The organism is Clostridium fungisolvens, assembly GCF_014193895.1.
Classification (GTDB): domain Bacteria; phylum Bacillota; class Clostridia; order Clostridiales; family Clostridiaceae; genus Clostridium_AR; species Clostridium_AR fungisolvens.
On the sequence record NZ_BLZR01000001.1, the window covers coordinates 1,934,484 to 1,959,870 of the forward strand.

Annotated in this window: 25 protein-coding genes; 21 read left to right on the top strand and 4 right to left on the bottom strand. The window is 30.4% G+C overall.

What is annotated here, in order from left to right:
- The first annotated feature begins 34 nt into the window (after positions 1 to 34).
- Both bsdtw1_RS08205 and bsdtw1_RS08210 read left to right on the top strand, forming a co-directional pair.
- Positions 35 to 460 (top strand): hypothetical protein, encoded by a 426-nt coding sequence (locus bsdtw1_RS08205; RefSeq protein WP_183277101.1) that lies wholly within the window; start codon positions 35 to 37, stop codon positions 458 to 460.
- A 635-nt stretch (positions 461 to 1,095) separates the two neighbouring features.
- Positions 1,096 to 1,629 carry a GNAT family N-acetyltransferase gene (locus tag bsdtw1_RS08210; protein WP_183277102.1) on the top strand — a complete coding sequence of 178 codons (534 nt, stop codon included), beginning with the start codon at positions 1,096 to 1,098 and terminating at the stop codon, positions 1,627 to 1,629.
- A gap of 389 nt (positions 1,630 to 2,018) precedes the next feature.
- On the opposite strand, the gene bsdtw1_RS08215 is transcribed toward bsdtw1_RS08210, so the two are convergent.
- Entirely contained in the window at positions 2,019 to 2,300 is a 282-nt protein-coding gene (locus tag bsdtw1_RS08215; protein ID WP_183277103.1) for a YmaF family protein, read from the bottom strand.
- Positions 2,301 to 2,561: 261 nt separating this feature from the next.
- Between bsdtw1_RS08215 and bsdtw1_RS08220 the strand changes: the two genes are divergently transcribed.
- The 9 genes from bsdtw1_RS08220 (at position 2,562) to bsdtw1_RS08260 (ending at position 10,740) form a co-directional block, all read left to right on the top strand.
- Positions 2,562 to 2,759 (top strand): transcription initiation factor TFIIIB, encoded by a 198-nt coding sequence (locus bsdtw1_RS08220; protein ID WP_183277104.1) that lies wholly within the window; start codon positions 2,562 to 2,564, stop codon positions 2,757 to 2,759.
- A gap of 45 nt (positions 2,760 to 2,804) precedes the next feature.
- A complete protein-coding gene (locus bsdtw1_RS08225) occupies positions 2,805 to 3,878 on the top strand; it encodes a tetratricopeptide repeat protein (RefSeq protein ID WP_183277105.1) in 1,074 nt (357 codons plus the stop codon).
- A gap of 244 nt (positions 3,879 to 4,122) precedes the next feature.
- Positions 4,123 to 5,187 (top strand): ROK family protein, encoded by a 1,065-nt coding sequence (locus tag bsdtw1_RS08230; protein ID WP_183277106.1) that lies wholly within the window; start codon positions 4,123 to 4,125, stop codon positions 5,185 to 5,187.
- A gap of 155 nt (positions 5,188 to 5,342) precedes the next feature.
- A complete protein-coding gene (locus bsdtw1_RS08235) occupies positions 5,343 to 6,380 on the top strand; it encodes a S66 family peptidase (RefSeq protein ID WP_183279761.1) in 1,038 nt (345 codons plus the stop codon).
- A 65-nt stretch (positions 6,381 to 6,445) separates the two neighbouring features.
- Positions 6,446 to 7,345 (top strand): acetamidase/formamidase family protein, encoded by a 900-nt coding sequence (locus bsdtw1_RS08240; RefSeq protein ID WP_183277107.1) that lies wholly within the window; start codon positions 6,446 to 6,448, stop codon positions 7,343 to 7,345.
- A 349-nt stretch (positions 7,346 to 7,694) separates the two neighbouring features.
- Complete coding sequence (locus bsdtw1_RS08245; protein WP_183277108.1) at positions 7,695 to 8,462, top strand: prolipoprotein diacylglyceryl transferase; 768 nt, start codon at positions 7,695 to 7,697, stop codon at positions 8,460 to 8,462.
- A 204-nt stretch (positions 8,463 to 8,666) separates the two neighbouring features.
- Positions 8,667 to 9,593, top strand: coding sequence for a serine hydrolase domain-containing protein (locus tag bsdtw1_RS08250; protein ID WP_183277109.1), 927 nt, complete (start codon positions 8,667 to 8,669; stop codon positions 9,591 to 9,593).
- 44 nt (positions 9,594 to 9,637) lie between these two features.
- Positions 9,638 to 10,225, top strand: coding sequence for a hypothetical protein (locus tag bsdtw1_RS08255; protein ID WP_183277110.1), 588 nt, complete (start codon positions 9,638 to 9,640; stop codon positions 10,223 to 10,225).
- Between the two features lie 68 nt (positions 10,226 to 10,293).
- On the top strand, positions 10,294 to 10,740 hold the full coding sequence (locus bsdtw1_RS08260; protein WP_183277111.1) for a GNAT family N-acetyltransferase: 447 nt from the start codon (positions 10,294 to 10,296) through the stop codon (positions 10,738 to 10,740).
- Between the two features lie 154 nt (positions 10,741 to 10,894).
- Here bsdtw1_RS08260 and bsdtw1_RS08265 read toward each other — a convergent pair whose 3' ends face one another.
- Positions 10,895 to 11,374: an NUDIX domain-containing protein gene (locus bsdtw1_RS08265; protein WP_183277112.1), complete on the bottom strand. Its 480-nt coding sequence runs from the start codon at positions 11,372 to 11,374 to the stop codon at positions 10,895 to 10,897.
- 499 nt (positions 11,375 to 11,873) lie between these two features.
- Here bsdtw1_RS08265 and bsdtw1_RS08270 point away from each other — a divergent pair, with 499 nt between their 5' ends.
- The 6 genes from bsdtw1_RS08270 (at position 11,874) to bsdtw1_RS08295 (ending at position 17,294) form a co-directional block, all read left to right on the top strand.
- Entirely contained in the window at positions 11,874 to 12,140 is a 267-nt protein-coding gene (locus tag bsdtw1_RS08270) for a CD3324 family protein (protein WP_183277113.1), read from the top strand.
- Between the two features lie 173 nt (positions 12,141 to 12,313).
- Positions 12,314 to 13,168, top strand: coding sequence for an Hsp33 family molecular chaperone HslO (locus bsdtw1_RS08275; protein WP_183277114.1), 855 nt, complete (start codon positions 12,314 to 12,316; stop codon positions 13,166 to 13,168).
- Between the two features lie 51 nt (positions 13,169 to 13,219).
- Positions 13,220 to 13,951 (top strand): MerR family transcriptional regulator, encoded by a 732-nt coding sequence (locus bsdtw1_RS08280; RefSeq protein WP_183277115.1) that lies wholly within the window; start codon positions 13,220 to 13,222, stop codon positions 13,949 to 13,951.
- 110 nt (positions 13,952 to 14,061) lie between these two features.
- Entirely contained in the window at positions 14,062 to 14,322 is a 261-nt protein-coding gene (locus tag bsdtw1_RS08285; RefSeq protein WP_183277116.1) for a YkuS family protein, read from the top strand.
- A 291-nt stretch (positions 14,323 to 14,613) separates the two neighbouring features.
- Positions 14,614 to 15,894 (top strand): MFS transporter, encoded by a 1,281-nt coding sequence (locus bsdtw1_RS08290; RefSeq protein WP_183277117.1) that lies wholly within the window; start codon positions 14,614 to 14,616, stop codon positions 15,892 to 15,894.
- 23 nt (positions 15,895 to 15,917) lie between these two features.
- The gene (locus tag bsdtw1_RS08295; protein WP_183277118.1) at positions 15,918 to 17,294 is read left to right on the top strand and encodes a bifunctional metallophosphatase/5'-nucleotidase; all 1,377 of its coding nucleotides are present in this window, start codon (positions 15,918 to 15,920) and stop codon (positions 17,292 to 17,294) included.
- A gap of 173 nt (positions 17,295 to 17,467) precedes the next feature.
- Here the strand turns inward: bsdtw1_RS08295 and bsdtw1_RS08300 are convergent, their stop codons facing one another.
- Positions 17,468 to 18,097 carry a hypothetical protein gene (locus bsdtw1_RS08300; protein WP_183277119.1) on the bottom strand — a complete coding sequence of 210 codons (630 nt, stop codon included), beginning with the start codon at positions 18,095 to 18,097 and terminating at the stop codon, positions 17,468 to 17,470.
- A gap of 274 nt (positions 18,098 to 18,371) precedes the next feature.
- Positions 18,372 to 19,109 (bottom strand): AraC family transcriptional regulator, encoded by a 738-nt coding sequence (locus tag bsdtw1_RS08305; protein ID WP_183277120.1) that lies wholly within the window; start codon positions 19,107 to 19,109, stop codon positions 18,372 to 18,374.
- A 375-nt stretch (positions 19,110 to 19,484) separates the two neighbouring features.
- On the opposite strand from bsdtw1_RS08305, the gene bsdtw1_RS08310 reads away from it, so the two are divergent.
- From bsdtw1_RS08310 to bsdtw1_RS08325, 4 genes are all read left to right on the top strand, one after another.
- Entirely contained in the window at positions 19,485 to 20,753 is a 1,269-nt protein-coding gene (locus bsdtw1_RS08310; RefSeq protein ID WP_183277121.1) for an ABC transporter substrate-binding protein, read from the top strand.
- A 254-nt stretch (positions 20,754 to 21,007) separates the two neighbouring features.
- Complete coding sequence (locus bsdtw1_RS08315; RefSeq protein WP_183277122.1) at positions 21,008 to 21,886, top strand: carbohydrate ABC transporter permease; 879 nt, start codon at positions 21,008 to 21,010, stop codon at positions 21,884 to 21,886.
- Positions 21,886 to 22,731 (top strand): carbohydrate ABC transporter permease, encoded by an 846-nt coding sequence (locus tag bsdtw1_RS08320; RefSeq protein WP_183279762.1) that lies wholly within the window; start codon positions 21,886 to 21,888, stop codon positions 22,729 to 22,731. Before bsdtw1_RS08315 ends, bsdtw1_RS08320 begins: the two co-directional genes overlap by 1 nt.
- Positions 22,732 to 22,825: 94 nt before the next feature.
- Positions 22,826 to 25,105 carry a glycoside hydrolase family 65 protein gene (locus bsdtw1_RS08325; RefSeq protein ID WP_183277123.1) on the top strand — a complete coding sequence of 760 codons (2,280 nt, stop codon included), beginning with the start codon at positions 22,826 to 22,828 and terminating at the stop codon, positions 25,103 to 25,105.
- Positions 25,106 to 25,387 lie beyond the last annotated feature (282 nt).

The window sequence follows — 25,387 nt, forward strand, 5'->3', positions numbered from 1 at the left end:
CAGAACATAACTATAAATAAAAGAGGGGCTAAGAATGAAAAAGAATAATTGGGGAGCATATTTTTTGTATGCAGTAGTATTTTTTTGCTACATTGTACTAAGCAATAAGTTATTAATATCTTTTAATAAAGAGAAGCAAATGACGTTTCAAATCATGCCATTAATTTTATGGTCGATGTTTATTTTTATCCTATTAGGTTTATTACTTGGATTAGAAAAGCTTATATTAGAAAGGAAAAAAGACGGAAATTGGAAAATTAATTTGCCTAAACTTATTTTTTTGGGTATACCATTTCTTTATCTTTCTTTAGGCGTACTTATATACTATTCATCTTTAATCCCACAAGTTTTATCTTACCCAATACAATTCTTTTTGCAGGATAATATTAATTTCTTTTCAATTTTTCAAGTGATTTTAGGTTATGTAATTAGTTCGAGTTTTATTAAGGTCGAAGACTAAGCAAATTTAATTTGAAAAAAAATTTGTGCAGCGATAAATAGGAAATTAATATTATGAACAGATACTGTAAGGTTCAGAGATGAATCTTACAGTATTTTTTATGTTGAAAGACAAAAGTACTTAGACAATAAAATTATTGTAAAGTTACTATTTAAACTACTTGTACTATAGGGTTCCATTACGAAAACTTAAGTTATGCATGTTCGAAAAACATGCACCTATATTCTATAGACATGCATAACTTAATAGTTGAAGTTGGACCCTAGATAGATCAGCTCTAAATAAGATCAAACTAAGTAATTTAGAGTTAACAGTATAAGCAAATAAATTTGTATAGTAGAACAGGAATATCTATTCCGCTTAAGCACATAAACTACTTCAATCCTTAGACTCAAAATAAAGATTTCGATGATTCTACGAATCTTTATTTTGATAAGTTTCAATAAAAAGTAGTTTATCTATAAATGATAGTTGAAAACTCAATCATGATTTAGAAAATTATATGAAAATAGATATAAGGATATCAAGTTTATGGAAATTATTGGTATGAAGTGATATAATTGTAAGCAACAAATAGGAATATAAAGTGCCATGTAGTAATACAGTAGTACATGGTATGTATTGGAGGGGTAATATTGTCAGAGCCTTTAAAAGAAAATCAAAACCTTGTGATTAGAAGAGCACTTACTGAAGATGCAGTAGAGTTAAATGAATTTTACAGAAACATAATTTTAGAAACTGATCATTTCGGTTATGAAGTTGACGAGTTTCATATTACTGATGAACAACAAGAACATACGATAAATATGTTTATTCAAGCAGATAATGCAATCTTACTTGTCGCAACCTTAAATGATAAAATTGTAGGAAATTTATCTTTTAGAGCTGGTACTTCAAAGAAGTTTCAGCATGTTGGTGAATTTGGTGTACAAGTGTTGAAGGATTATTGGAACTTAGGAATTGGGAAAGAACTTGTACAATGCTTGATAAATTGGGCAAAAAAAAATGAAACGATTTATAAAATAAGTTTAAGGGTAAGAGCGGATAATAAAAATGCAATACATTTGTATAAAACATTAGGATTCATGGAAGAAGGTATTTTAAAGGGGGAAATGATGTGCAATGGAACCCTTCATGATTTAATATATATGGGGATTGTGGTAGATTAAGCGTGTACTTAAACCTCCATGGGTCACTTTAAATAGCTGCGTAGATTACACTTGTTAATATCTCTCATTTTAGTTGGAATTATATTTGTATTTTTTTAATGGGAAAAAGCCTTAGGTTAATTTGTTCAGAATTTATATTTAGAAATAACTATAAGAATGATCTTGGAATTCAGTGCAATAACAATAGAAGTAATTAAAGATTTAAAACACCGCACTTTTCAAATTTGAATTTTGCGGTGTTTTGTTGTACATTATCATTCCTGGAATTTTCGATTTCCATATAAATTATTAGATGTTATAAGTAATTAGGAAATTGAAATTTTTGTATTATTGTTTTGATATAGTCTAGTTGATTAGAATAATAGTTATATTTAAGGGGGGCAAACATTTTAGTATGGATATTTACTTGTTGTGTCACTAATGGAATGATAATGTTCTTCAGAGATATACGTTATTCCAGAAATATAATGAATATGTCCTCCAGGAACTTGATAAGCTGGGCTTGTTTCAATGATGTAGTAGTGCCTATGCCCATCTTCATAAGCTGTGTATCCAGCTATATGATGCACATGAGGTACTCCAGTTGGAGCTGGTGAAGTTTCTCCCTTATAATCATGGCTATGGCCGTCATTAATAGATGTCATTCCTGAGTAAAAATGGGTATGATACATTTTTATACTCCTTAAACAAATATTATATTTATAGTATATAGAACATATTATTTAAATGTTACTTCAACGATTTTTTAATTGAAGAGTTAATATAATAACTTGATATAATAAAGTTATTTATAGTTTATGAGGAATGTGTTTATTAAGATATAATGCTATTCTGTGAAAACAAGACTATAAAAAGAAAAAAATATATAATACAATAGTAATGAAAATGAAAAGTTTTATTACCACTACGTACAAAATTGGAGGAAGAATCATATGAGCGATAGAAACGAATGTCCTGTTTGTGGTAGCAAGGAAATTGGTAAAGGGATATTAGGAGGAAATGATGTAGGTGCAAGAGTTATGCCTATAGGAAAAATTTTCACAATGGGCTCTGAGATAATTGTAATAATGTGTACTGATTGTGGACATGTTTTGTCAATGAAAGTATTAGAACCTAAAAAATTTAAGTAGATAAAATGTAGATTATTCTTAAATATGATGAACAGGGAGAACTTCATGAAAAAGAAGAAGATTAAAATTATTGTAGCTTCACTGATCCTATTAGCTTTAGCTATTCCTACTTCTGTATACGGATACAGTTATCATTCCTATGATGTAAATTTAAAAAATGCAGAGACATTATTAGCTGATGAAAAATATGATGAGTCAGCGAAAGCTTTTCTAAATTTAAAAGCAAGTAAATTCTCTAATCGCGATGCTTCACTTATTGATACAAAGGTTAAATTAATTTCAGAATTAAAACAATCAAAAGAGGTTTTTAACTCTGCTGAAAAGCTTTTAGATGAAAATAAGTATATAGAAGCTATTAATAGCTTAAAAAATGTAAAACAAATAGATAAAAGTAGATATGATAAAGCGCAAGAAAAAATTAAAGAAGTCACTAATCTTTACATAACGGACAATATAGCTAAAGCTAAAGCAGAAGCAGATAACAAGCATTATGAAAGTGCTATTGCATTTCTTGATACAGTATTAAAGTTTGACCAGAAAAATGAAGTAGCAAATAATTTAAAAGTTACTTATAACAAAGAACTTCAAAGTATAAAAGAAGTAGAAGCTAGTAAACAAGCTATAGATCAGGCTTCACAAATACAGCAAGGTAGTACAAAAGAAAGCAATGGCACGAAAAGCAGTTCGGTTAATTCTACAGCTTCAAATAAAAGTTCATCAAGCAGTAATGCTAATAATACCGCTACCTCAAAACCAACCAATAACACTACAACTGCAACAGATAAGTCAGGATATACTGTAACATATAATGACAGTTGGTTTAGAGTACATTTAAATTCAGGGGTTGCAACTCCTGAAGGTTTTGGAATTCAGGTTATTCAAGCTGGCTCACAACCTGGAGGTATATACTACAATTTTCTAGGAAACAATGTAAAATATCAAATAACTTTTCATCTGCCAAAAGGTGATTTTAAAGTTAGTGATGTATCATCAAATGATTTTCATTTAATTCCATCAGATATAGCTGGTTTGACTAAGAATCAGATTTTAAGTGGTGATATAACTGCTGTTTATAAGGGAAAGACATACACTGGATCTTTTTCCAGGGTTATTAATTAATATACACATGAATCATAAATTTAAAAACTGAAAGCTAATACTTAATACCGAGCCACCCAGAAATGGAGGCTACGGTATTTTTTTGCGTTGAAGAAAGTAATTTCAGCGATCTTTTTATAAAAATTCTTACCACATAAATTTAAAACAATATTATTAAAGCTAATTGAAATAGAATAGAAAAAGGTTTACACTTATATCAGATACTTTTATAAGTATCTGATATAAGTGTAATGGAGATGAATTTATGGGGAATATTTCAGGTAAGCCAACTACAATGAAAGAAATTAATATAGGATTAATTAAGAAAGCTCTTAAAAAAACAGGAGCAGCAACTAGAGCCGAGCTATCAGAAAGTACTGGAATAAGTCAAACTACAGTGAGATCATTATTAGAAGAATTACTTGATAGTAATGAAGTAATTAAACTGGGATTAGATAAATCCAGTGGAGGAAGAAGAGCTGAAAGATACGCCTTAAATTTAGATGAAAGTTTAGTATTATCTTTTTATATTCGAGATAAACATATTGACTACGTTGTATCAAATACATCTCGCGAAATTATAAAAGATGAATACATCGAGATAGAAAGTAATAATTATCTTTTTGAGATCGAAAAAATTATCGAGAACATTATAAATGAAGGTATAGCTATTAAGGCAATTGGAATTGCTGTGCCTGGAGTAGTAGATTTAGATAAGCGAAAGTATTTTTATGGGAAGAAACTATCAGGCTGGGAGGAAAGTAATATTGGAGAATATATTGAGGATAAATATAATATTCCTGTAGTACTTGAAAATGACTTGAATGCAATAGCATATGGGTATGGAGTTCAGCTTATTGATAAACTTCATGTAGATGATTTAGATATCTTAAATATGATATATATACATTTCACCAATGCAGGTGTAGGATCTGGAATTATCGTAAATGGTGAACTTGTGCACGGTGGTAATAATTTTGCTGGTGAATTAGGATTTATTCCTATAGGTAATGATGGACAATATCTTCAATCACTAATTGAAAGCAACCCAGAAGAAGTTAAATATGTAGATGCTATTTCTAGATTAATTGCAACCGTAAACTGTGTTATAAACCCAGATATAGTAGTTATAGGTGGAGAAGACTTTAGAAGTAATCTTACGAGTTTAATAATAGAGAATAGTAAAAAGTATATTGCCAATAATATAATCCCTGAAATTTTTTTAGCAGAAAATAGTAGAAGAGACTGCATTGTTGGCATAGTCGAGCTTACTATAAAACTTATGTATTCAGGTATTAGTTTGATTGATAATGGGAGAAATAATAGATAGAAGTTCATTTATAGGTAAAGTAATCAAAAACGTTTATGGTAATATCCTCTAAAGATAAAGTTTTGATATTTACTGATATGGTTATTGTGATATAATTTTATATATTTTTACATATTAGGACGTATTAAAAGAAGTTTTATATTATGTGAGGTAATATTATGAATTTGATGAAACCAAAAAGGTTAAAACGTGGAGATAAAGTAGCTACAGTGAGCCTATCTTGGGGTGGTGCTGGTGATGAAGATTTACTTTGGAGATACAATCTAGGTAAAAGGAGACTACAAGAACATTTTGGCTTAGAAGTTGTAGAAATGCCAAACACTTTAAAAGGGTCAGATTATTTATACAATCATCCAGAAAAGCGTGCAGAAGATTTAATGATGGCTTTCTCTGACTCTTCAATAAAAGCGATTTTCTCCTGTATCGGTGGAGAAGAAAGTATACGATTGTTACCATATATCGATTTTGATATTATAAGAGATAACCCTAAAATATTTATTGGATATTCTGATTCAACTATCACTCATTTTATGTGTCTTAAAGCAAATCTATCAAGTTTCTATGGTGTATCTGTTCTTGCAGAGTTAGCTGAGAATATCAAGATATTTGATTATACTGCCTACTGGTTAGAGAAGGTTCTTTTTGATGCTTCTGCCATTGGTTTAATATCACCTGCTAGTGAATGGACAGGAGAAAGAGTGAGATGGCTTGAAAGCAACTCCAAGGTTGAAAAGAAGATGTTTAAGAATCATGGTTATGAGTTTTTACAAGGTACAGGAGTGACCCAAGGAAGATTAATTGGAGGCTGTATTGAAGTTATGGAAATGATGAAAGGTACTACTTTATGGCCACCTCTTGAAATGTTTGAAGATAGTATTTTATTCTTTGAAACTTCAGAAGATATGCCTGATCCATCTTATTTTGGATACTGGCTAAGAAACTATGGTAGCCAAGGCATATTTCAGAAGGTTAAGGGAATTATCTTTGGTAAGCCATATCAAGAAAAATATTATAATGAATACAAGGCTTCAATAATTAAAATAATTTCAGAATTAGACCTCCGTGATTTACCAATTGTTTATAATATGTCTTTTGGACATAATGAACCAATGATGTGCTTGCCTTACGGCGCAATGGCACAGATCGATTGTGATAAAAAAGAATTTAGTATACTTGAATCTGGCGTAGTTTAAGGTCTTAAAAGAAGAAACGTAAACTTTAAAAATATGTCTTTTAGTGACTTCAAGAGGAGAATATTATGATTACAATTGAGAGTGAAAATGTAGTATATAAAATGTCAGATAAAAATGATCCAGTAGCTTATTGTCAATCAGGGGATGTAGTTGAGTTTCAAACACTGGATTGTTTTAATAACGAACTACTATCTAAGGAAGCAAAATATGGTGTAGACAACAAATCTTTGGGCAATCCAGCAACTGGTCCACTGTATATAAATGGTGCAATGCCAGGAGATACTTTGAAGGTTGAAATTATAGATATTTTAGTTGGAGCTTTGGGAGTAAATGTTATTGGACCTTTTAGTGGAGGTTTAAAACATAAGCTTACTAAATATGAAACTAAGAGAATTCCTGTTGAAAATGGCATAGCAAAGTTTAATGACTGTTTATCTATGCCTATTGATCCAATGATTGGGGTAATTGGTGTAGCTCCAGCAGGAGAAGAAATCTCAACAATCATTCCAGGAACCCATGGCGGTAATATGGATTGTAGGCAAATTAGAAAAGGCGCAGTTTTATATTTACCTGTACTTGCAGAAGGCGCTCTTCTTGCAATAGGAGATCTTCATGCACTTATGGGAGATGGTGAAATTGGTGGATGTGGTCTTGAGATTGAAGGAACTGTAGTTGTTCGAGTTAGTGTACTCTCTGATAAAAAAAGTGTAGCACCATCAGTATATGTTGATGGAAAGTGGATTACAATTGCTTCTTGTAAAACTTTAGATGAGGCTGCTGATGAAGCTACTGAAATGATGTTAGAGTTTCTAATAAAAGAAACTGGCATGAACGCTTATGATGCTGGCATACTTTTGAGTCTTTGCGGCAATCTAGTGGTTTGTCAGAAGGTTAATCCTAATAAAACTGTGAGAATGGAATTACCTATTAGCGTATTAGCTGATTTGGGATATGTTATTGATTGATGAGGTATATAATAAAATGGATAAATTATTACTTTTTTTATGATATACACCTGTTAGTTTCATCGTATACATTTAGAAAGCAGATGCAGAAAAAAATTCGCTGAAGTAGATTACTTCAGCGAATTTTTATATCTCTAGAAATAAACAAAAGTATGAAGCTTACTAATAAAGTACATAATAGAAAATTATGGTATAATCATATGAAATAACTTAATTATGTGTGCTTTTGTTTTATTTCACATGGTTTATTATCGTAAAGTAAAATATCAACTATGAAGTTTTTCATCAATGTTATTACATAAAATTCACTACACATTAATAATGAGAAAAATATGGAGGGAGAAAAGTTATGTACAACGAGTTAATAAAATTTGGACCAATCACAATTTATGGATATGGTTTGATGATAGGGATTGGGATTTTAGCAGCATATATTGTAACTGATTATAGAGCTAAGAAAATAAATGTAGATAGAGAACCAATCTTTAATATAGCTATTTGGGGTGTGATAGGAGGAATACTTGGAGCAAAACTCTTATATTACGTGACTATAATAAATCAAATTATATCTGCCCCTAAGCTCCTTCTTAATATATCTGATGGATTTGTAGTTTATGGAGGTATAATTGGAGGGATTTTATCAGCATTTATATACTGCAAAAAATCTAAGATGAATTTCTTAAAATATTTTGATTTAATAATACCTTCGGTAGCTTTAGCTCAAGGCTTTGGTAGAATTGGATGCTTCTTAGCTGGATGTTGCTATGGTGAAGAAACTACAAGCAAAATTAATGTGATTTTCAAGCACTCTAATTTTGCTCCAAACAACGTGAGATTAGTTCCTACGCAATTAATATCAAGTGGATTAGACTTTCTTAACTTTGCTGTTCTAATTTTTATAGCAAAATACAAAAAAGCTGATGGAATAGTAGTAGGATGTTATTTGGTTTTTTATAGTGCTGGAAGGTTTATTCTTGAATTTTATAGAGGAGATTTAGTACGTGGAAGTGTTGGAAGTTTATCTACTTCTCAGTTTATTTCTATCTTTATGTTCATTATTGGATTGGGGATTGTATATTCAAGATCATATAAAAAGATAGATGAAGTAGAGAACTAAAAGAAAATCCAGACTTTAGAATGAAGATTAACATGGTTAAAGACTTATCACTTTGCTTAAGTAATATTCTGATTATTAAAAATTGTGGTAAGTGTCTAGCTAAACGACCTTGCTTTACATGAAATCAAACAAGGCTTATTAGTAAAGAGTGAAATATGAAGTAAAAATCATTATGTATATAGAGAAATTAAGTAGGTGAATAAGATGATCAATAATTTATTAGATGACCTCATAGGCTGCGTAAAGAAACAAAATCTTCAGGTACTTAATGTGGTGGTTAGACAAAATGGAGAAGTAATTGCAAAGCATGATTTTGCAGAAGAAAAACCAATTCTCTTATGGTCTGTAAGTAAAACTTTTACTTCTATGGCTGTAGGCATAGCAATCCATGAGGGATACTTTAAAATAAAAGACAAAGTTTTAGACTTCTTTCCTGATGTGCCTTCTAAGTACTTGAGTGAAAATCTTAAAAAATTGACAGTACATGATCTACTTTGTATGGGAGCTGGACATAGAGAATGTCCAATATCCAAGGCAGAAAGAGATGGTAGAGTTATAAATGATATTTGTGAATTATTCTTTGAAGAACCATTTGTATTTGAACCAGGTACTCATTTTACCTATGATAATGCAGCAACGTATATGCTTTCAAAAATTATTAGCATCACCACTGGAGTAAAATTAGATTACTTTTTAAATGAGAAAATATTTAAATATCTAGATATACCTAAGCCAAAATGGGATACATGTCCAAAAGGAATTCCGCTTGGATGCACTGGTTTGTATTTAAATGCAGAACAAATATCAAGATTTGGGCAACTAATTCTTAATAAAGGTGTTTGGAGAGGTGAACAACTTATTCCGTCAAGTTATATAGAACAAGCTACTTCTGTTCAGATTAAAACAGATGATTTTAATGAGTTCTTTGCTACAGCAGATCATCATCAAGGATATGGATATCAAATGTGGATGAACTCATACCCTAATTCATATCGTATGGATGGTTTGTTTGGACAGTATGTTGTAATGATTCCAGATAAGAATGCAGTTGTTGCGTACACCTCTAATGAACCTGAAAACATGACAGGTGTTCTTGAACTTACGTGGAATACACTAGTGGAAAAGCTATAATCAAATTATTTAAGCTTAGTAAATTAGAAATGGAGAAAAATTTAATGAAGAAAAAGATGATTTTATTCACTTTAGTTCTTATACTTGTTATTATATCAGCTTTTTGTATATTAAACTTTAGTAGCACTGCAAGAGACATAAATCATGCAGTAAATAGACCAGGTTCAGTACCAGTAAATATAATTTACGAACAAAAGGGCAGTAAAGGAAGTATGGTATTTTGTATTTCATCAGGAGTTGAAGGGTTATTTACCGCTGCTGTGAAAGAGAATATGTTTGGATATAGACTTGCTTATTGGGTGGCTCAAGGAGATATTAAGATTACAATAGATAAAGTTGGTTTGACTGAATCATATTTCCCTAACATAAACAAAATAACGCCTCCAATGTTTTATGGGATAGTAGGAAACCCAGAGATTAAAAGAGTAAAAATTATTGAAAAGAAAAGAAATATTGAAGCAGAAGCTAAAATTGTAGATGCAAATGGTTATAGACTATGGCTTATTAATATGGAGAACTTTCAAGGTTCACAATTTGATATTATTGGTCTGTCAGATGATGATAAAGAAATAAGTCATAGACATGATAATATATCTCCACTGACTGTAGAACAAAAGCCTACTAAAATGTAATATAAAAGTTTATTTAAAGTGGTTAATTAAATTGAAAACTTGTAAATCATATATGCTTGGAGGATAAAATGATATATCGTAAAGCAAATATAAGTGAAATAGAACAATTAAGTGAGTTGAGAAAGCAACAACTAATTGACGAAGGGATAGAGCCTAATATAGATATTGATGAAGAATTAAAAGTTTTTTTTCATAACAAATTAAATGATGGTTCTTTAATTCAGTGGGTGGTAGAAGATCATGATGAAATCATAGCTACAGCTGCCATTGTATTTTATGAGTTTCCACCTACATATACAAACAAGAGTGGTAAAAAGGGATATGTTACAAATGTATATACTAAAGATAATTATCGAGGTAGAGGAATTGCAACTACTTTACTCAATAAGTTAGTAGAAGAGTCTAAAATGGCTGGAGTTATGAAATTATGGCTCGGTGCTTCAAAGTTAGGCAGACCAGTATATAAAAGGTTTGGATTTAAAGAAAATGATTCATGGTTAGAATTAAATCTATAGTACTTAAGCTTCTTTGATATATCATGATTAATTATGAATTATTCAATTTGTTTGAGATAGAAAAATATTAAAGCAGGTAGTCTAAAATTGAGCTATCTGCTTTATTAAATACAATTTTATAATTTAATATGTAGATATATTTAATATAACGGCATTAGCCATGGTTATATTTAATACGTTCTGCACCTAAAAAGAGAGGAATTTCACTTTTAATCATTTTTTCAATATTGTTATTCAATACAGTAGGCAATAGACGAATTTTACATAAATGGTCTATCTCAACCCACTCACTGCTTATCTGCATATCATCAACTTCTGTTGGTTCTTTTGCAGAAGTATCAGCTAATTCACATAGAAAGATGTGATACATCTTATGAATATATTCTGGATATAATTTTCTTGTTATAGGATTTTCGCAGATCTCTTCACATAATGCTGTAAATCTTTTTGGAATGACAGAATAGCCAGTCTCTTCAAGACATTCTCTAATCACTGCTTCATGTAGTGTCTCATATGTATGTTGCCCTCCACCAGGTAAAGAGTAATATTCTCCGTTATATTCATCAAAACATCTGTTCAATAACACCTTATTATTGTTAATAATAATTGCTTTTGCAGTACTTCTAACACTCATCTTTGACCTCCTATGCATCATCATAATGTTATACTATTTGTTAATTACATATTATACCATAACTGTGTGTATCTACAATGTTAATGGCTTATCATTTATTTTAAATTTTCGCTATGTTTAACAATATTGTTGATATTCAAAATGGTAAATAGCTTAAATTTAGCAGACAAAAAGGTAACCAAAAGATAAGGCAAGAAATAAAAAAACAGGTAGTAAATAGATAAATATGTTATAATTGTAAGTAATAAATCCTTGTTTACCGCTCTTAATGAGCCAGTAATTTATTGAATAAAGCAGATTAATTTTAATGAGAGGTGTTACTATGAATTATAATATAATGTATAAAGAATTACTCAAAATCCTCTGTGCAAAGTCTGTTAGTATGGCTTTTAGCGACGATTTGCACAGAGATAATTTTAAGTCGCTTCTATAAAATAAATTAATGCATACGCAGGCTTTGCTTCCTAAGTTTGATACTAAATTTAAGGAGCTGAGCGATATGAAATATGTAAGAGTTGATAGTGTTTTGCCGGAGGATTTAATTAAGGAGATTCAAAAATATATCCAAGGTGAATATATATACATTCCATCCTGCCCAGAAAGCAGAAAAAAGTGGGGAGAGAAATCTAATAACAGAGATTACCTAAAGAACAGAAACGCTGATATATGCAGAAAGTATATGGAAGGTCAGACTATAAGTAGTTTGGCTGAAGAATTTTACCTTTCTGATAGCAGCATTAAAAAGATTATATATAAAAAAGAATGATAGCTTTAAGCTACTACTCACATGATGGGTGGTAGCTTTTTTGCTTAAAAAAACTCTTGCACCTCACCCTACGTTAGGTTGTATAGTTTGTTTAACAGCTATTAAGACCTTACGTAAGGATAGAAAGTTTTAGTAAATTTAAAATAAATAAGTTGAGAAAGGATTTATTACAAATGAAAGAATACATTGTAAAGACATTAGCATATAACAAGCAAGTTAGAATTCTATTTATAGATAATACTAACATGGTACAAGAAGTCTGTAACAATAAAATTACTAGTAATGTGTTAAAAACTGCACTAGGAAAAACTCTAACAATTACATCCTTAATATCAGGAATTTTAAAAGGCAATCAAAGAATAAGTATAAAAATTAATTTAAGTAATAGAGAGTATAAGATTTTTGCTGATTGTGATTCTTTTGGAAATGTCCGTGGCTTTATTAATGATCAATTGCTAAACAAGTATTTATACAAAGATGATGACAAGTCTATTGAACAATTAATAGGAGATAAGGGATGCATTCAGGTACTTAAGGATTTAGGCATGAATAGCATATTTACTGGTATAACTGATATGCCTTATGGAAATATCGTAGATGATTTTTCCTACTACTTTAATCAAAGTGAGCAAACTGATACATTTTTTTCAGTAAATTTATTATATAATGAAAATAATGAAATCATTTTATCCAGAGGCATAATGGCGCAGCTTCTTCCTGGTGCTTCAGAAGGAATTATTGATGAAATAAAAGAAATTATAGAAGAAAATGAGCAGGTTCTAGTAGAAAAGGACGTAACTCTAAATAAAATCCCACTGCTATTATTTGATGACATTGAAGTTATGGAAGCAAGTGAAGTTAGGTTCTTTTGTGGATGCTGTAAGGAAATGTTCTATCCAATGCTATATTCATTAGATAAGAAAGAAATTATAGATGCAGTTAATCAAGATAAATCCATGGAGATAGTATGCAATGTCTGTGGCAAGAAATACAGCTTTAACTCTGATGAGTTAAAGACTTTGATTTAATATAATAAGTTTCACAATTTTATGTTTAAAAAAGAAAGAGAAGTGATGAAAATGCAGAATAAAAATTGGAAGGTAGGAGATTTATCTAAACTTACTGGTCTTACTATTAGAACTCTCCACCATTATGATGAAATTGGATTACTTTGCCCTAGCTTTCGTAATGATGCTGGACATCGTTTTTATTCAGAAGGAGATATAATAAAGCTACATCAAATTATGTCACTTAAACAATTAGAGTTTTCTTTGGATGAAATTAAAGCTTTTCTAGAAAATCCGAAGTATAATCCAATTGATGTAATAGAGATGCAGCTTAAAAGATTAGATGAGGAAATAAGTCTTAAAAAGCAGCTAAGAAGTGATCTTAATGAATTATTAGAGGTATTTAACTCCTGGCAGAGACCTTCCTTAGATCAATTCATAAATTCAATAGAATTAATTAGAAATCAAAAGAAATATTTTACTAAAGAACAACAGATTAAGCTTAAGAAACAATATGATAAGCTAAATCAAAATAATAGTAGCGACATTTTGAACAGTTGGAGTAATATTATAAGTTCTTTTCAAGCTGAGATGGAGAACGGCACACCAATTGATGATTTAAAGGTAATTAAACTTGCAAAGCAGTGGCAAGAAGGAATTAATCTTTTTACTGGAGGAGACTCCGAAATTATAAACTCCGCAGAGCGCTATTATATGGATAATCCACAGGCAGCAAAAGGAAGTGGGATGAGTGGTGAGCTTTATGAGTATATAAAAAAAGCACTGGCAAATATCGAGTCATGAATGAAGTTGTTGAAATAAGTTGTTTATCTATATTTACCAAAATAAACATGTATACTCACATCTTTTAGAGGGGAAAATGAATAAGAAAAATAAAAAAGAGGTGAGAGTATATGAAAAAGATTGGTGTAGAACAAGGTTTATCTATGGTTGCTGATTATTTAAGTGGTCAAGGTTTTTCTGTAGAGATTTTAGGCGGAGATCTTAGGAGTAATGCATCTAAGTGTGAAAGCTTTGATGCAATAGTTACATCAGACTTAAATACAGATATGATGGGATTTAGTGAAACCTCAACAAATGTACCAGTTATTAATGCAAGTGGATTGACACCAGAAGAAATAAAGAAGGCAATTGAGCAGAGAACAACTAAATAATAATTAATAAGTGATTTCTTTAAAGAAATGCTAATTAGGGCTCACCTTTTCATAGTAATCCAGAGTATCAAAGCTAAGGATTGTGTTTGAAGAGATGAGTCTATTTTTACTGTAAAGAAAATATAAAATTTTAACATTGCTAAAACTAGGGATTTCAATAATTGTAGAAGTAAGTCAGCTTTGATATTATAAGCTGGCTGACTTTCCATTATAAAATAACAAAAAGTGTAAAGATAATGAGTTTAGTGTATAATTAAATTGCATGTTAATCAACAAAAGGAGGACGGTTTTTTGGATATAAGAAGACATTTGTCAGTATACAAAGGATTACCTAGGGATATATATGTACTTTTCATTTCAACAGTAATAAATAAAATGGGTAGCTTCATAGTGCCATTAATGACTTTGATTTTAACTGAAAAAATAGGGTTTTCAAAGTATGAAGCTGGACTATTCACCACAATAGCAATATTATCGCAAGCTCCATTTTTAGTAGTAGGCGGTAGTTTAGTAGATAGATTTGGTAGCAAAAGAATAATCGTAATATTTCAATCTTTAGGATCGCTTCTTTACTTAACTTGTGGATTTATGAAACCTACAGTTGCAGTTGCAGTGCTTATTGTAATAGCTTCAAACCTGTATGCACTGGCAACGCCTGCATTTAATGCTATGGTACCATCAATTACCCCAAAAGCATTAATGAAAAATGCTTATTCCTTGATGTACCTAGGATCAAATTTAGGTTTAGCTATAGGACCAATGATAGGTGGTATTCTATTTAGTAAAAACTACTTAAACCTTCTATTTATATTAGATGCAACTACTACAATAATATCAACAATGATGGTTTTCTTTTTTGTTAGAGGTAAGGCTAAACTTAGCATATCATTGGCAAAAGGTGAAACTTCAGGTACAAAAGCTGAGAGTAGTGAGTCTATTTTTTCATTCATTGTTAAGAATCCAGTAATAATTGCATTTTCACTAATTATGTTAGTATATTATTTTTGCTATGTTCAGTGGAACTTCTTACTTCCTTTACAAACAGTAGAGGTATTTGGTAAGGCTGGAGTAAGTGTATTTTCTTCTTTATTTAGTATCAATGCAATAACTGTAATAGTTCTAACACCGATACTAACATCAATCACAGCCAAAACATATCCATTGAAAAGTATGTTTGTAGGTGGCATCCTATACTTTATTGCATTTGGAATGTTTGCTATTAATAGATATATATTAATTTTCGTTGCAGCCATAATTATAATGACAGTTGGTGAAATTTTAATCACTATAAATTCAAATAATTATATAGCACAGCGTACGCCTAAACAGTACCTTGGTAGAGTGAACTCAATGTTTTTTCTTTTCATGGGGGCTGGTTTTGCAACTGGACCGTTAGTAATGGGAAGTGTACTTACCTTTGTTAATTTTCAGTATGCTTGGATCATAGTATCAGCTTTAATGCTGTTTGGTGCCACATTAATGTATTGGCTTAAATTTATAGAAAAAAAATCAGATAAAAAAAGTTTAGAGGATGATTATGACGAATATAATGAAATAGCAAGTAATGATTAAAATTCAGCATTAAGGAGTTTTTTATGAGATTAAATATTTTACATACTAACGATATTCATAGTAATTTTGAGAACTTTTCAAAGATAGCAAATAAGATAAAAGAGCTTAAAGATGAAAATACGATAGTACTAGATGCTGGAGATTTTGCAGATTTTAGGAGTATGGAATTGCAAGGGACAAACGGGATTGCTGCATTAGAATTATTAGAAAGCGCAGGGTATGATGCAATAGCTGTAGGAAATAATGAAACCTTTAACGGGATAGAAACCTTAATAAATATGGCTTCTAACTCTAAAATTCCTTTTTTAAGCTGTAATTTATTTGATTTGAAATTAAATGCAATAAAAGGGGTAAGAAGAAGCTATATATTAAATAAAAATGGATTGAGAATTTTACTTATTGGAACATCTCCTGATATAGGTCCATTTAATGAGCTCGGTGGATATAAACTTAAAGATTATATTGAAGTAATAAAAGAAGAAATAGCCCTTAATTACGGCAAATACGATTTATGTTTAGTACTTTCCCACCTAGGAATGAAAAAAGATAAAGAAATTGCAGAAAAAGTTGATGAAGTTGATGTGATAATAGGTGGACACTTTCATATATTGATGGAGAAGCCTGAAATAGTGAATGGTACAATTATATTTACATCTGGGTGTTATGGGGAAAACCTTGGGGTATTAAGACTAGAAGTAAATAATAACAAAGCTGAAATTATCGAAGGTAAAAATATTAATATTAGTAATTGCGAAAAATGTGATGATATTATTAAGGTTCTAAAGGAAAATAAGGAAAAGGCAATAGACAAATTAAGTGAACCTCTTTACGATCTTGAGCGTGACCTTTGGCATGATGTAGTTGAGGAAAATCCAATGACTAACTTACTAGTTGACGCTTTAGTAGACGTACTAAAGTGTGACGTAGGTATCATAAACAGTGGAGTGATAAACGGTGGGATTAGAAAAGGAAAGGTCACACTTAAGAAACTTCTAGAGATATGCCCTTCACCATTAAATCCAACCAGTTTTCAAATTGAAGGAAAGTATCTGCGTGAAGCTTTACAAAACTCTTTAGATACGGACTATTGTTATGCAAATGGTATGGGGCCAGGCTTTAGAGGGAAATATGTAGGCAGACTACATGTATCTAATGCTATTATAAAACACAACGGTAGAACTATAATTGAAGTATTTATTAATGGAGAAAAACTTGAGGATGATAGGTTATATACCGTTGCTTCATGCGATTATCTTCAAAGAGGAACTGGGTATAGCTCGTTAAGTAATTATAAGAACGAAAAATATAATCATGAATATTTAAGAGAAACCTTAAGAGAATATATAGCGAAAAAAGAGTTTGTTGAAAAAGCCTTTGTGGATAGATGGATTTTGGTATAAATAAAGGTGATAAAGCAAGAATGATAGCTTATGTTTAATTCAAATATCTAACTTACGCATAATGCAAAAAGATAGGATTTAGTTCTAATAATTTTACAATAATTAATAAATAGGACAGCAGGTAGATTTGGTTTAATGTAAATCTACCTACCGTCCTATTATTTTTTTAATTTCTACTTTATATTTTGTTGCTCTTGTATATCTATATCTGTAATCTTAAAAGTTTTGTCTCCTTTAACATTATGTGCAAGAGTTAATTTTACTTTATCAATTTTATTAACTCCATTTTCAGTATAGTTTACAATTATGGTTTGATTGCTACCATAATAGGTTTTAGAACCATCTTTTGAAGTAACGAAAATTCCAATATCAGATTTAGAAATATGATAGTTTATAAGTTTTTCGTTGTAATTTTTCATAGAATTTTTAAAATTGTCAGTTCTATCTCCAAAGGCTGCACCATTATCGAAACCTGAGTATGTACTTAGTTTATCAAAAACTTGATCTACAGTTGACGGTGTACAATTATAAAACCCTTCAATAAAACCTGCAATTACAGGATTAATCATTTCTTGAACCTTGCTATTGTCAGTTAATTCTTGATTTTCTTTATCTGATAAAGCTTGTACACTAGAATCATTAGATAGATTGTTAGAGCTATCTGATTTATTAGTTTGAAGTTGCTTTGGCTTATTTACTTCAACTTTCTTTGATGATTCAGTTTTATTTCTACAACTAAGCAATGTCATTGTGCCCAACGTAACCATTAAAAGTATGTAAGCAAATCTCTTTATAATAACCATCCCCTTAATTAACTGTATATAGTTAAGCTTAAAGAGTGAAACTTATTACAGCAACCATCAATATTTTCCAGTAAGGTACTTTAACAAAGCTCAAATTAATAAGGCTGAAGAGTTAAGATATCTTCAGCCTTACTTTATTATATAGATAAACCAGTTCCAAATACAATCTATATTTGATAATCCTATTACCATTAATAGTTAGCAGAAATATCACTTAGTTTTATTAGATAGAACTGGTTCATCTTTATAAGTATTTGGTTATGAATTTTAAAATTTATAAGCTAACCTTAGAAATTAATGATTGTCTTCTATAATCTTTAGGAGTTACTCCCATATGTTTTTTACAAAAACGAGAAAAATAAGTTATGTGGCTAAAATTAAATATATGACTTATCTCTGTTACGCTCAAGTTAGTATTATTTAAATAAAGCTGTATAGCTGAGATCTTAACTTCGCTAATATACTCAGATAAGGTTTTACCAACTTCTTTTTTAAAAGCCGCTGAAAGATAATTTGGATGTACGTTCACTATAGAAGAAATTTCTTGAAGAGTTAAAGGATTTTCAATATTCTTTTTAATGTATTCAATCACACGATTTATAAGAGGATTGTAGAAGTACTGTTTGTACCTTTTTGAAACATTAATAAAATCGTTTAACATAAAGTACTCTAATTCTTGTAAAGCATTTATATTAGAAGCAGCATCAATTAGATTGATATAGTGATCACTTAATATAAATGCTGTTTCGGTATCCAATCCTGCTTCAATTACGGCTCTAGTGAAGATTGTGCAAGATCCTATAATGGAATATTTAAGAGACGTCAATGGGTGTTTGGATAATTGTGCCCTTTCAAGCGAATTAATTTTTTTTAAGATATTAGTTGCGGCATCGGTATCCAATTGTTGAATACTTTGTACGAGTTTTGATTCAAGTTCATAAGGCGGATGAATATAAGAGGCATATCTATTTTTCGCCATTGTATATTCAATTTTTTTGTATATGCTCTGCATTTTCTGTATCACCTCAAAAAGTAATCTTAATAAAGTGTAAATTTTATTAACATTGTATAAAAAATTATAGTTTTTCTTGTATATAATGTCAATATAATCATTAACAGATTAAGGAAGAAACAGCGCTGATATATGTAAAGGATTCCTTGGTTCTTAAACATAAAATTGTTATGGCTTTATATATAAATCTATAAAGATCATTATAAGAAATTTTAAAACTAGATTTGTATTGAAAAATATTAGTTTATACGGCTTCTATTGTAAACGTTTATAAGAAGCCTATAGCTCAAAACCGATGTCTAAATAATAATTAATATAGTTACTATAAAACTTCTAAACTAATAGAAATTAAATTAGAAAATAGGGGGAAAAAGTATGAAAACAAAAAAATTATTAAGTGTTCTATGTGTGATGGCAGTTGCTTTATCAACAATGGTTGGGTGTGGATCAAATTCTACAGCTACAAGTGCAAAATCAGGTAAGGCAGAAGTTACCTTAATTCAAAACAAGGTTGAAATTCAAACAGAGCTTGAAGCTGCAGCAAAACAATTTAATGAATCTCAAAAGGACGTTGAAGTAAAGATTTTAGGATCTGCTGGAGATAATTTAGTTACTACATTACAATCACAGTTTGCATCAAGCCCTGCAAAAGCACCTACAATCTTTACTTGTGGAAGTGGAAGCGAGTTTGAAAAGTTCTTCAAGTATATGGCACCAATGGATTCAGCTGCATCAGCAAAGATCATAGCTAAAGGACAGGCTGAAGATACAATGAAAGATGGCAAGCTTTATGGACTTCCATTAGCAGTTGAAGGTATTGGACTAGTATATAATAAGCAAATATTTAAAGATGCAGGCGTTGATGCTGCGAGCATCAAGACTATGGATGATTTAACTGCTGCTTGTGAAAAAATTTCAAAAGTTAAGGGTGTTGTAAAGCCACTTGCATTTGCTAAGGAAACTTATTTCCAATTTATGCATCCATTTAACTGGCCTTTTGCAACAATGAATAATTACAAAGATGCTATCACAAAGGTATCTGCTGGACAATTAAATCTTAAGGATATTCCAGAAGTTAAGAAATATGCACAAGATTTAGAAAAGTTAAAACCATACACAAATCTTGCAAAAGATAGTTATGATGATCAAGTTGCTGGTTTTTCACAAGGTAAATATGCAATTATCCATCAAGGTAACTGGTCACAATCAATAATAGATCAATACAAAGTTAGTTTTGATTATGGAATGATGCCAATGCCAGCAAACGGAAATACTTCCCTAGCTGTAGGAAATACTAACTTTTTCCATGTAAATAATGCAGCAACAAAAGAACAGCAAGATGGAGCAATTAAGTTCCTAGATTGGCTATTTACTACTAAAGATGGACAGAAAATTGTTACAGACAAGTTTAAGGTAATACCTGCTTATACTGGCTTTGACACAAGTAATTTAAGTGTTCTATCTAAAGAAGTTTCAAAATACTCTGATGCAGGAAAAACTATACCATGGACATTCAATCTTTACCCTGCAGGTGTTGATAAAGATTGTACAAGTGCAATGGAAAAATTCTATGCTGGTCAAATAAACTCTGATCAATTATTAGATGAAATACAAAAAGTTTGGACAAATGCTGCAAAGAAATAATATAAATAAAGCTAAAAGTATCTGATAAAGGCTTTTAGATATAATCAATATGAGAAATTAAATTGTACTTGCTCGAAAGTCGTGGAAGCTAAAGATTTTCGGGCATGTATAATTTGTTAGTGATGATATATATAGAGATTTTATTAAAAATTTGTTTTTATTCCTCTTGTGGATTTTTAGAGGAAACTTAAAGAAGAAAATACATTCATTAAAGGGTTTTATATAAAATAATAATACGAAATGGAGCGAAAACAATGAATAGAAAGTTTAAGGGCAAAATAACCACAGCATTATTTGTTCTACCGTCATTATTCATATTTGCCAATGTTGTTGTTATCCCTTTTATAATGGGTATAATATATTCATTTACTAACTGGGATGGATTTGCTTTTACTGGTGCTAGTTTTGTAGGGATAAAAAACTATGTTGCAGCATTTGATGATGGTAAATTCGCTGCATCATTTTGGTTAACAACTAAATATGTTATTGCTATGACTATCCTTGTTAACATAGTAGGACTTGCATTGGCAATGTTAGTAACCTCAAAGGTTAAATTTAAAAATTTCTTCAGAGCTGTATACTTTATGCCTAACTTAATCGGAGGGTTAATATTAGGTTTTATATGGAAGTTTGTATTTACAAAATTATTTGAAAGTATAGGACAGATGACTCATACCTCTAAAGTTTTTTTTAACTGGCTTGATAATCCTACAGCAGCCTTTTGGGCTCTGGTAGTTGTAGGAGTATGGCAAATGGCTGGATATGTGATGATAATATATATTGCTTCTATTGAGAGTATATCTGATGAAGTCTTAGAAGCAGCAGATATTGATGGTGCAGGCCCTTGGCATAAATTTAGGAAAGTAGTTCTTCCTTTAATAGCTCCAGCCTTCACAATAAGTTTGTTTGTTACCTTAGCAAATTCCTTTAAGCAATACGATACAAATTTATCTTTAACAAACGGGGGACCTTATGGAACCACCGAACTTATCAGTATGAATATATTTTCAACAGCTTTTGGCTACAACAAGTATGCTCAAGCACAAGCTAAATCTATAATGTTTTTCTTAGTTATAATGGTGATTACTGTTATACAGATTTCTATTACTAAAAAGAAAGAGGTTGAAATGTGATGAAGTCAAAATCTACAACATCTAAGATCATACTTGTACTTGGAATTATTATAACAATCATGACTTTATTTCCTATTTATATTATGATAGTCAATTCCTTTAAAGGAAGAGATCAAATATTTACTGATACACTTGGTTTACCTAAAACTTTTGATTTTTCATATTATCTACAAGCAATTGATAAAATGAATTTTCTACATGCACTATTCAATTCTTTACTGGTAACCGTAATCAGTACAGTATTAATCATAGCTTTATCATCTATGACAGCATGGGTTTTAGTTCGTAGTAAGTCAAAGATTGCAAATATTATACTTTTAGTTTTTGTAGTTACAATGCTTATACCATTTCAATCAGTTATGATTCCATTAATGCAATACATGAGTAAGTGGGAAATTCCTTCTATCCAATTTTCAATGATAAACACCTTTTATGGTTTAATCTTTATGAATATTGGCTTCGGAACAAGTCTAGCGGTTTTTCTATATCATGGTTTTATAAAAGGTGTTCCACTAGCTTTAGAAGAAGCTGCGATGATAGATGGCTGCAATAAATTTCAGTTATTCTGGAGAATTGTTTTTCCAACTTTAAAGCCAATTACGGTAACCGTGGCTATTTTGAATGTAATTAGCTTATGGAACGATTATTTACTGCCATCATTAGTATTAAGAGATCCAGAGCTTAGGACAATTCCTTTATCAACCTTCTATTTCTTTGGAGAATTCACAATTCAATGGAATTTAGCTATGGCTGGACTTGTTCTTACAGTAATTCCAGTAGTTATATTTTATCTGGTATCTCAAAAACACATCATTAAGGGAGTTATGGCTGGTGCCGTAAAATAACACATGTAGCTAATAGTGTACAGTTAAATTTTAATTTTAAGTATAGATGTACATTTTTAAATAAAACAACTAAAACAGAAAGAGAGTATTAAACATGGACAATGAATGGATTATAAGTGACAATAGTTTAGAAGAAAAAGATCTTTTAAAGAATGAAAGTCTTTTCAACGTATCAAATGGCTACTTAGGGGTTAGAGGTAACTTTGAAGAAAAGTACCCTGAAAATTATAAAACCATAAGAGGAACTTATATAAATGCATTTTATGAAGATGCTCCTATTCAGTATGGTGAGAAGGCGTATGCTTTTCCTGAGACAATGCAAAAGATTGTAAATGTCACTGATTCTCAGGATATTGATATAATAATAAACGGTGAAAAGTTTTCTGTATTCCAAGGAACTATTAAAGATTTCAATAGATATGTAGATATAAAAAAAGGATGTTACATAAGGGAAATACAATGGGTTTCACCACTAGGAAAAGAACTTAAGATTAAAATAACAAGAATGGCATCCTTAAAGTATCTAGAACTATTTGTTATTAATTACGAAATTGAAAAAGTAAACTTTGATGAAGATATTATTATAGAATCATCGATAAATGGTGATGTCGCTAACTTTACCGACGAAAATGACCCAAGAGTAGGCACTGATCATGCAAAGATACTGTCTGTAAAATCAATTACAGCAGAAAAAGAAGTTATGCAAATAGTATCTGAAACAGAAAATTCAAAGAATATTGTTGCAATGACTACTAAACATAAATGTGATGCTGAGCATGAAGTAACTGTTGAAAAAACAGATAAAAGCGTTAAAGCAATTATTAAAATTGGTACTGAAAGCAGATTAATAAATTTTACAAAGTATAATGTATATACTGACTCGAGGCGTCATGAAAATGTAGAAAAATGCGGCTTTGAAATAGCTGGAAAACTAAGTTCAATATCTTTTGAAAGCTTACGTGAGAAACAAGAAGAGTATCTAAATAAATTCTGGAGTTTAGCAGATATAGATATTGTTGGTGATGAGAAACTTCACCAAGGACTTAAATATAATTTGTATCAGCTATTGCAAGCAGTAGGGAAAGATGAAAAAAGTAATATTACAGCTAAAGGCTTAAGTGGAGAAGGGTATGAAGGCCATTATTTCTGGGATACTGAAATATATATTCTTCCGTTTTTCACCTTATGTTATCCTGAACTTGCTAAGGGGTTACTAAGATATCGTTATAATATTTTGGATGGAGCCAGAGAAAGAGCTCTTGAAATGGGGCATAAAAAAGGAGCTGCCTATCCTTGGAGAACTATTATAGGTAAGGAGTGTTCTTCTTACTTTCCAGCTGGAACAGCCCAGTATCACATTAACGGAGATATAGCTTATTCCTATGTGCAGTACTATTTAGCAACAGGAGATTTTGATTTTATAAAAGAATTTGGTGCAGAAGTAATTTTTGAGACAGCAAGGATTTGGCTTGAAATTGGTCATTTTGATAAAGGCTTATTTAAAATCGATGCGGTTACTGGGCCTGATGAGTATACAGCCATAGTAAATAATAATTACTATACAAATGTTATGGCTAAATACAACTTGAAATGGGCTGTAAAGTTTTATAATGAATTAAGATGCAAAGATCAGAAGACACTTGAAATTTTAAGTGACAAGATAGGAATTACAGAAGAGGAAGTTAAAAACTTTGAAGATGCTTATACAAATATGTATTTACCATATAATGAAGAGTTAAAAATAAATGCTCAAGACGACACTTTTTTAAGTAAGGCAGTATGGGATTTTGAAAATACACCAAAGGAAAACTATCCATTGCTTCTAAACTATCATCCACTAACAATCTATAGGTATCAAGTTTTAAAGCAGGCAGATACAGTGTTAGCTCATTTTCTAATAGAAGATGAAGCCGACTTTAATACAATCAAAAACTCATATGATTATTATGAAAAAATTACAACTCATGATTCATCCTTATCTTGTGCAGCTTACAGTATTATGGCTTCTAAAGTAGGATACCAAAACTTAGCATATAAATATTTTATTGAAACTGCAAGACTAGATTTAGATGATACACATGGAAATACAAAAGATGGTATACACACTGCCAATATGGGGGGAACCTGGATGGCTATAGTGTATGGGTTTGCTGGATTAAGAATAAAAGAAGATTATATTTCATTATCCCCAAAGTTACCTGAGATTTGGAATGAGCTAAGTTTTGGATTTTCATATAAGGGTAATCATATTAAAGTTTATATGAAAAAAGACAAAACAGAGATAATAAGTGAAGGTAAATCTTTAATTGTTTTAAAATTAAATAAAACATTATATGAAATTACAGGGAGTAAAAAGATCGAGATATTAAATTAACATGATGAACCGAGCAAAGATGTTAAAAGCATTTAAGCTCGGTTCGATTTTTTACTGTAAATAAAGATTCTTTACATAAATAAATTGATTATAAATCTATGGACCAGTTGTTAGACTTGTTAAGCCTCTGCTGGTTCTTTATTTTTAAATCAATAAGCTCCATTGATGAATGTATTTTTAATATCTGCTAAAGCACATTATTGAAATCAAGTGGTTATATATACTATGCTTTAATTACTTACGCAAATAATTTCTTAAACATAGCCTGTTTTTAAGAGTTTA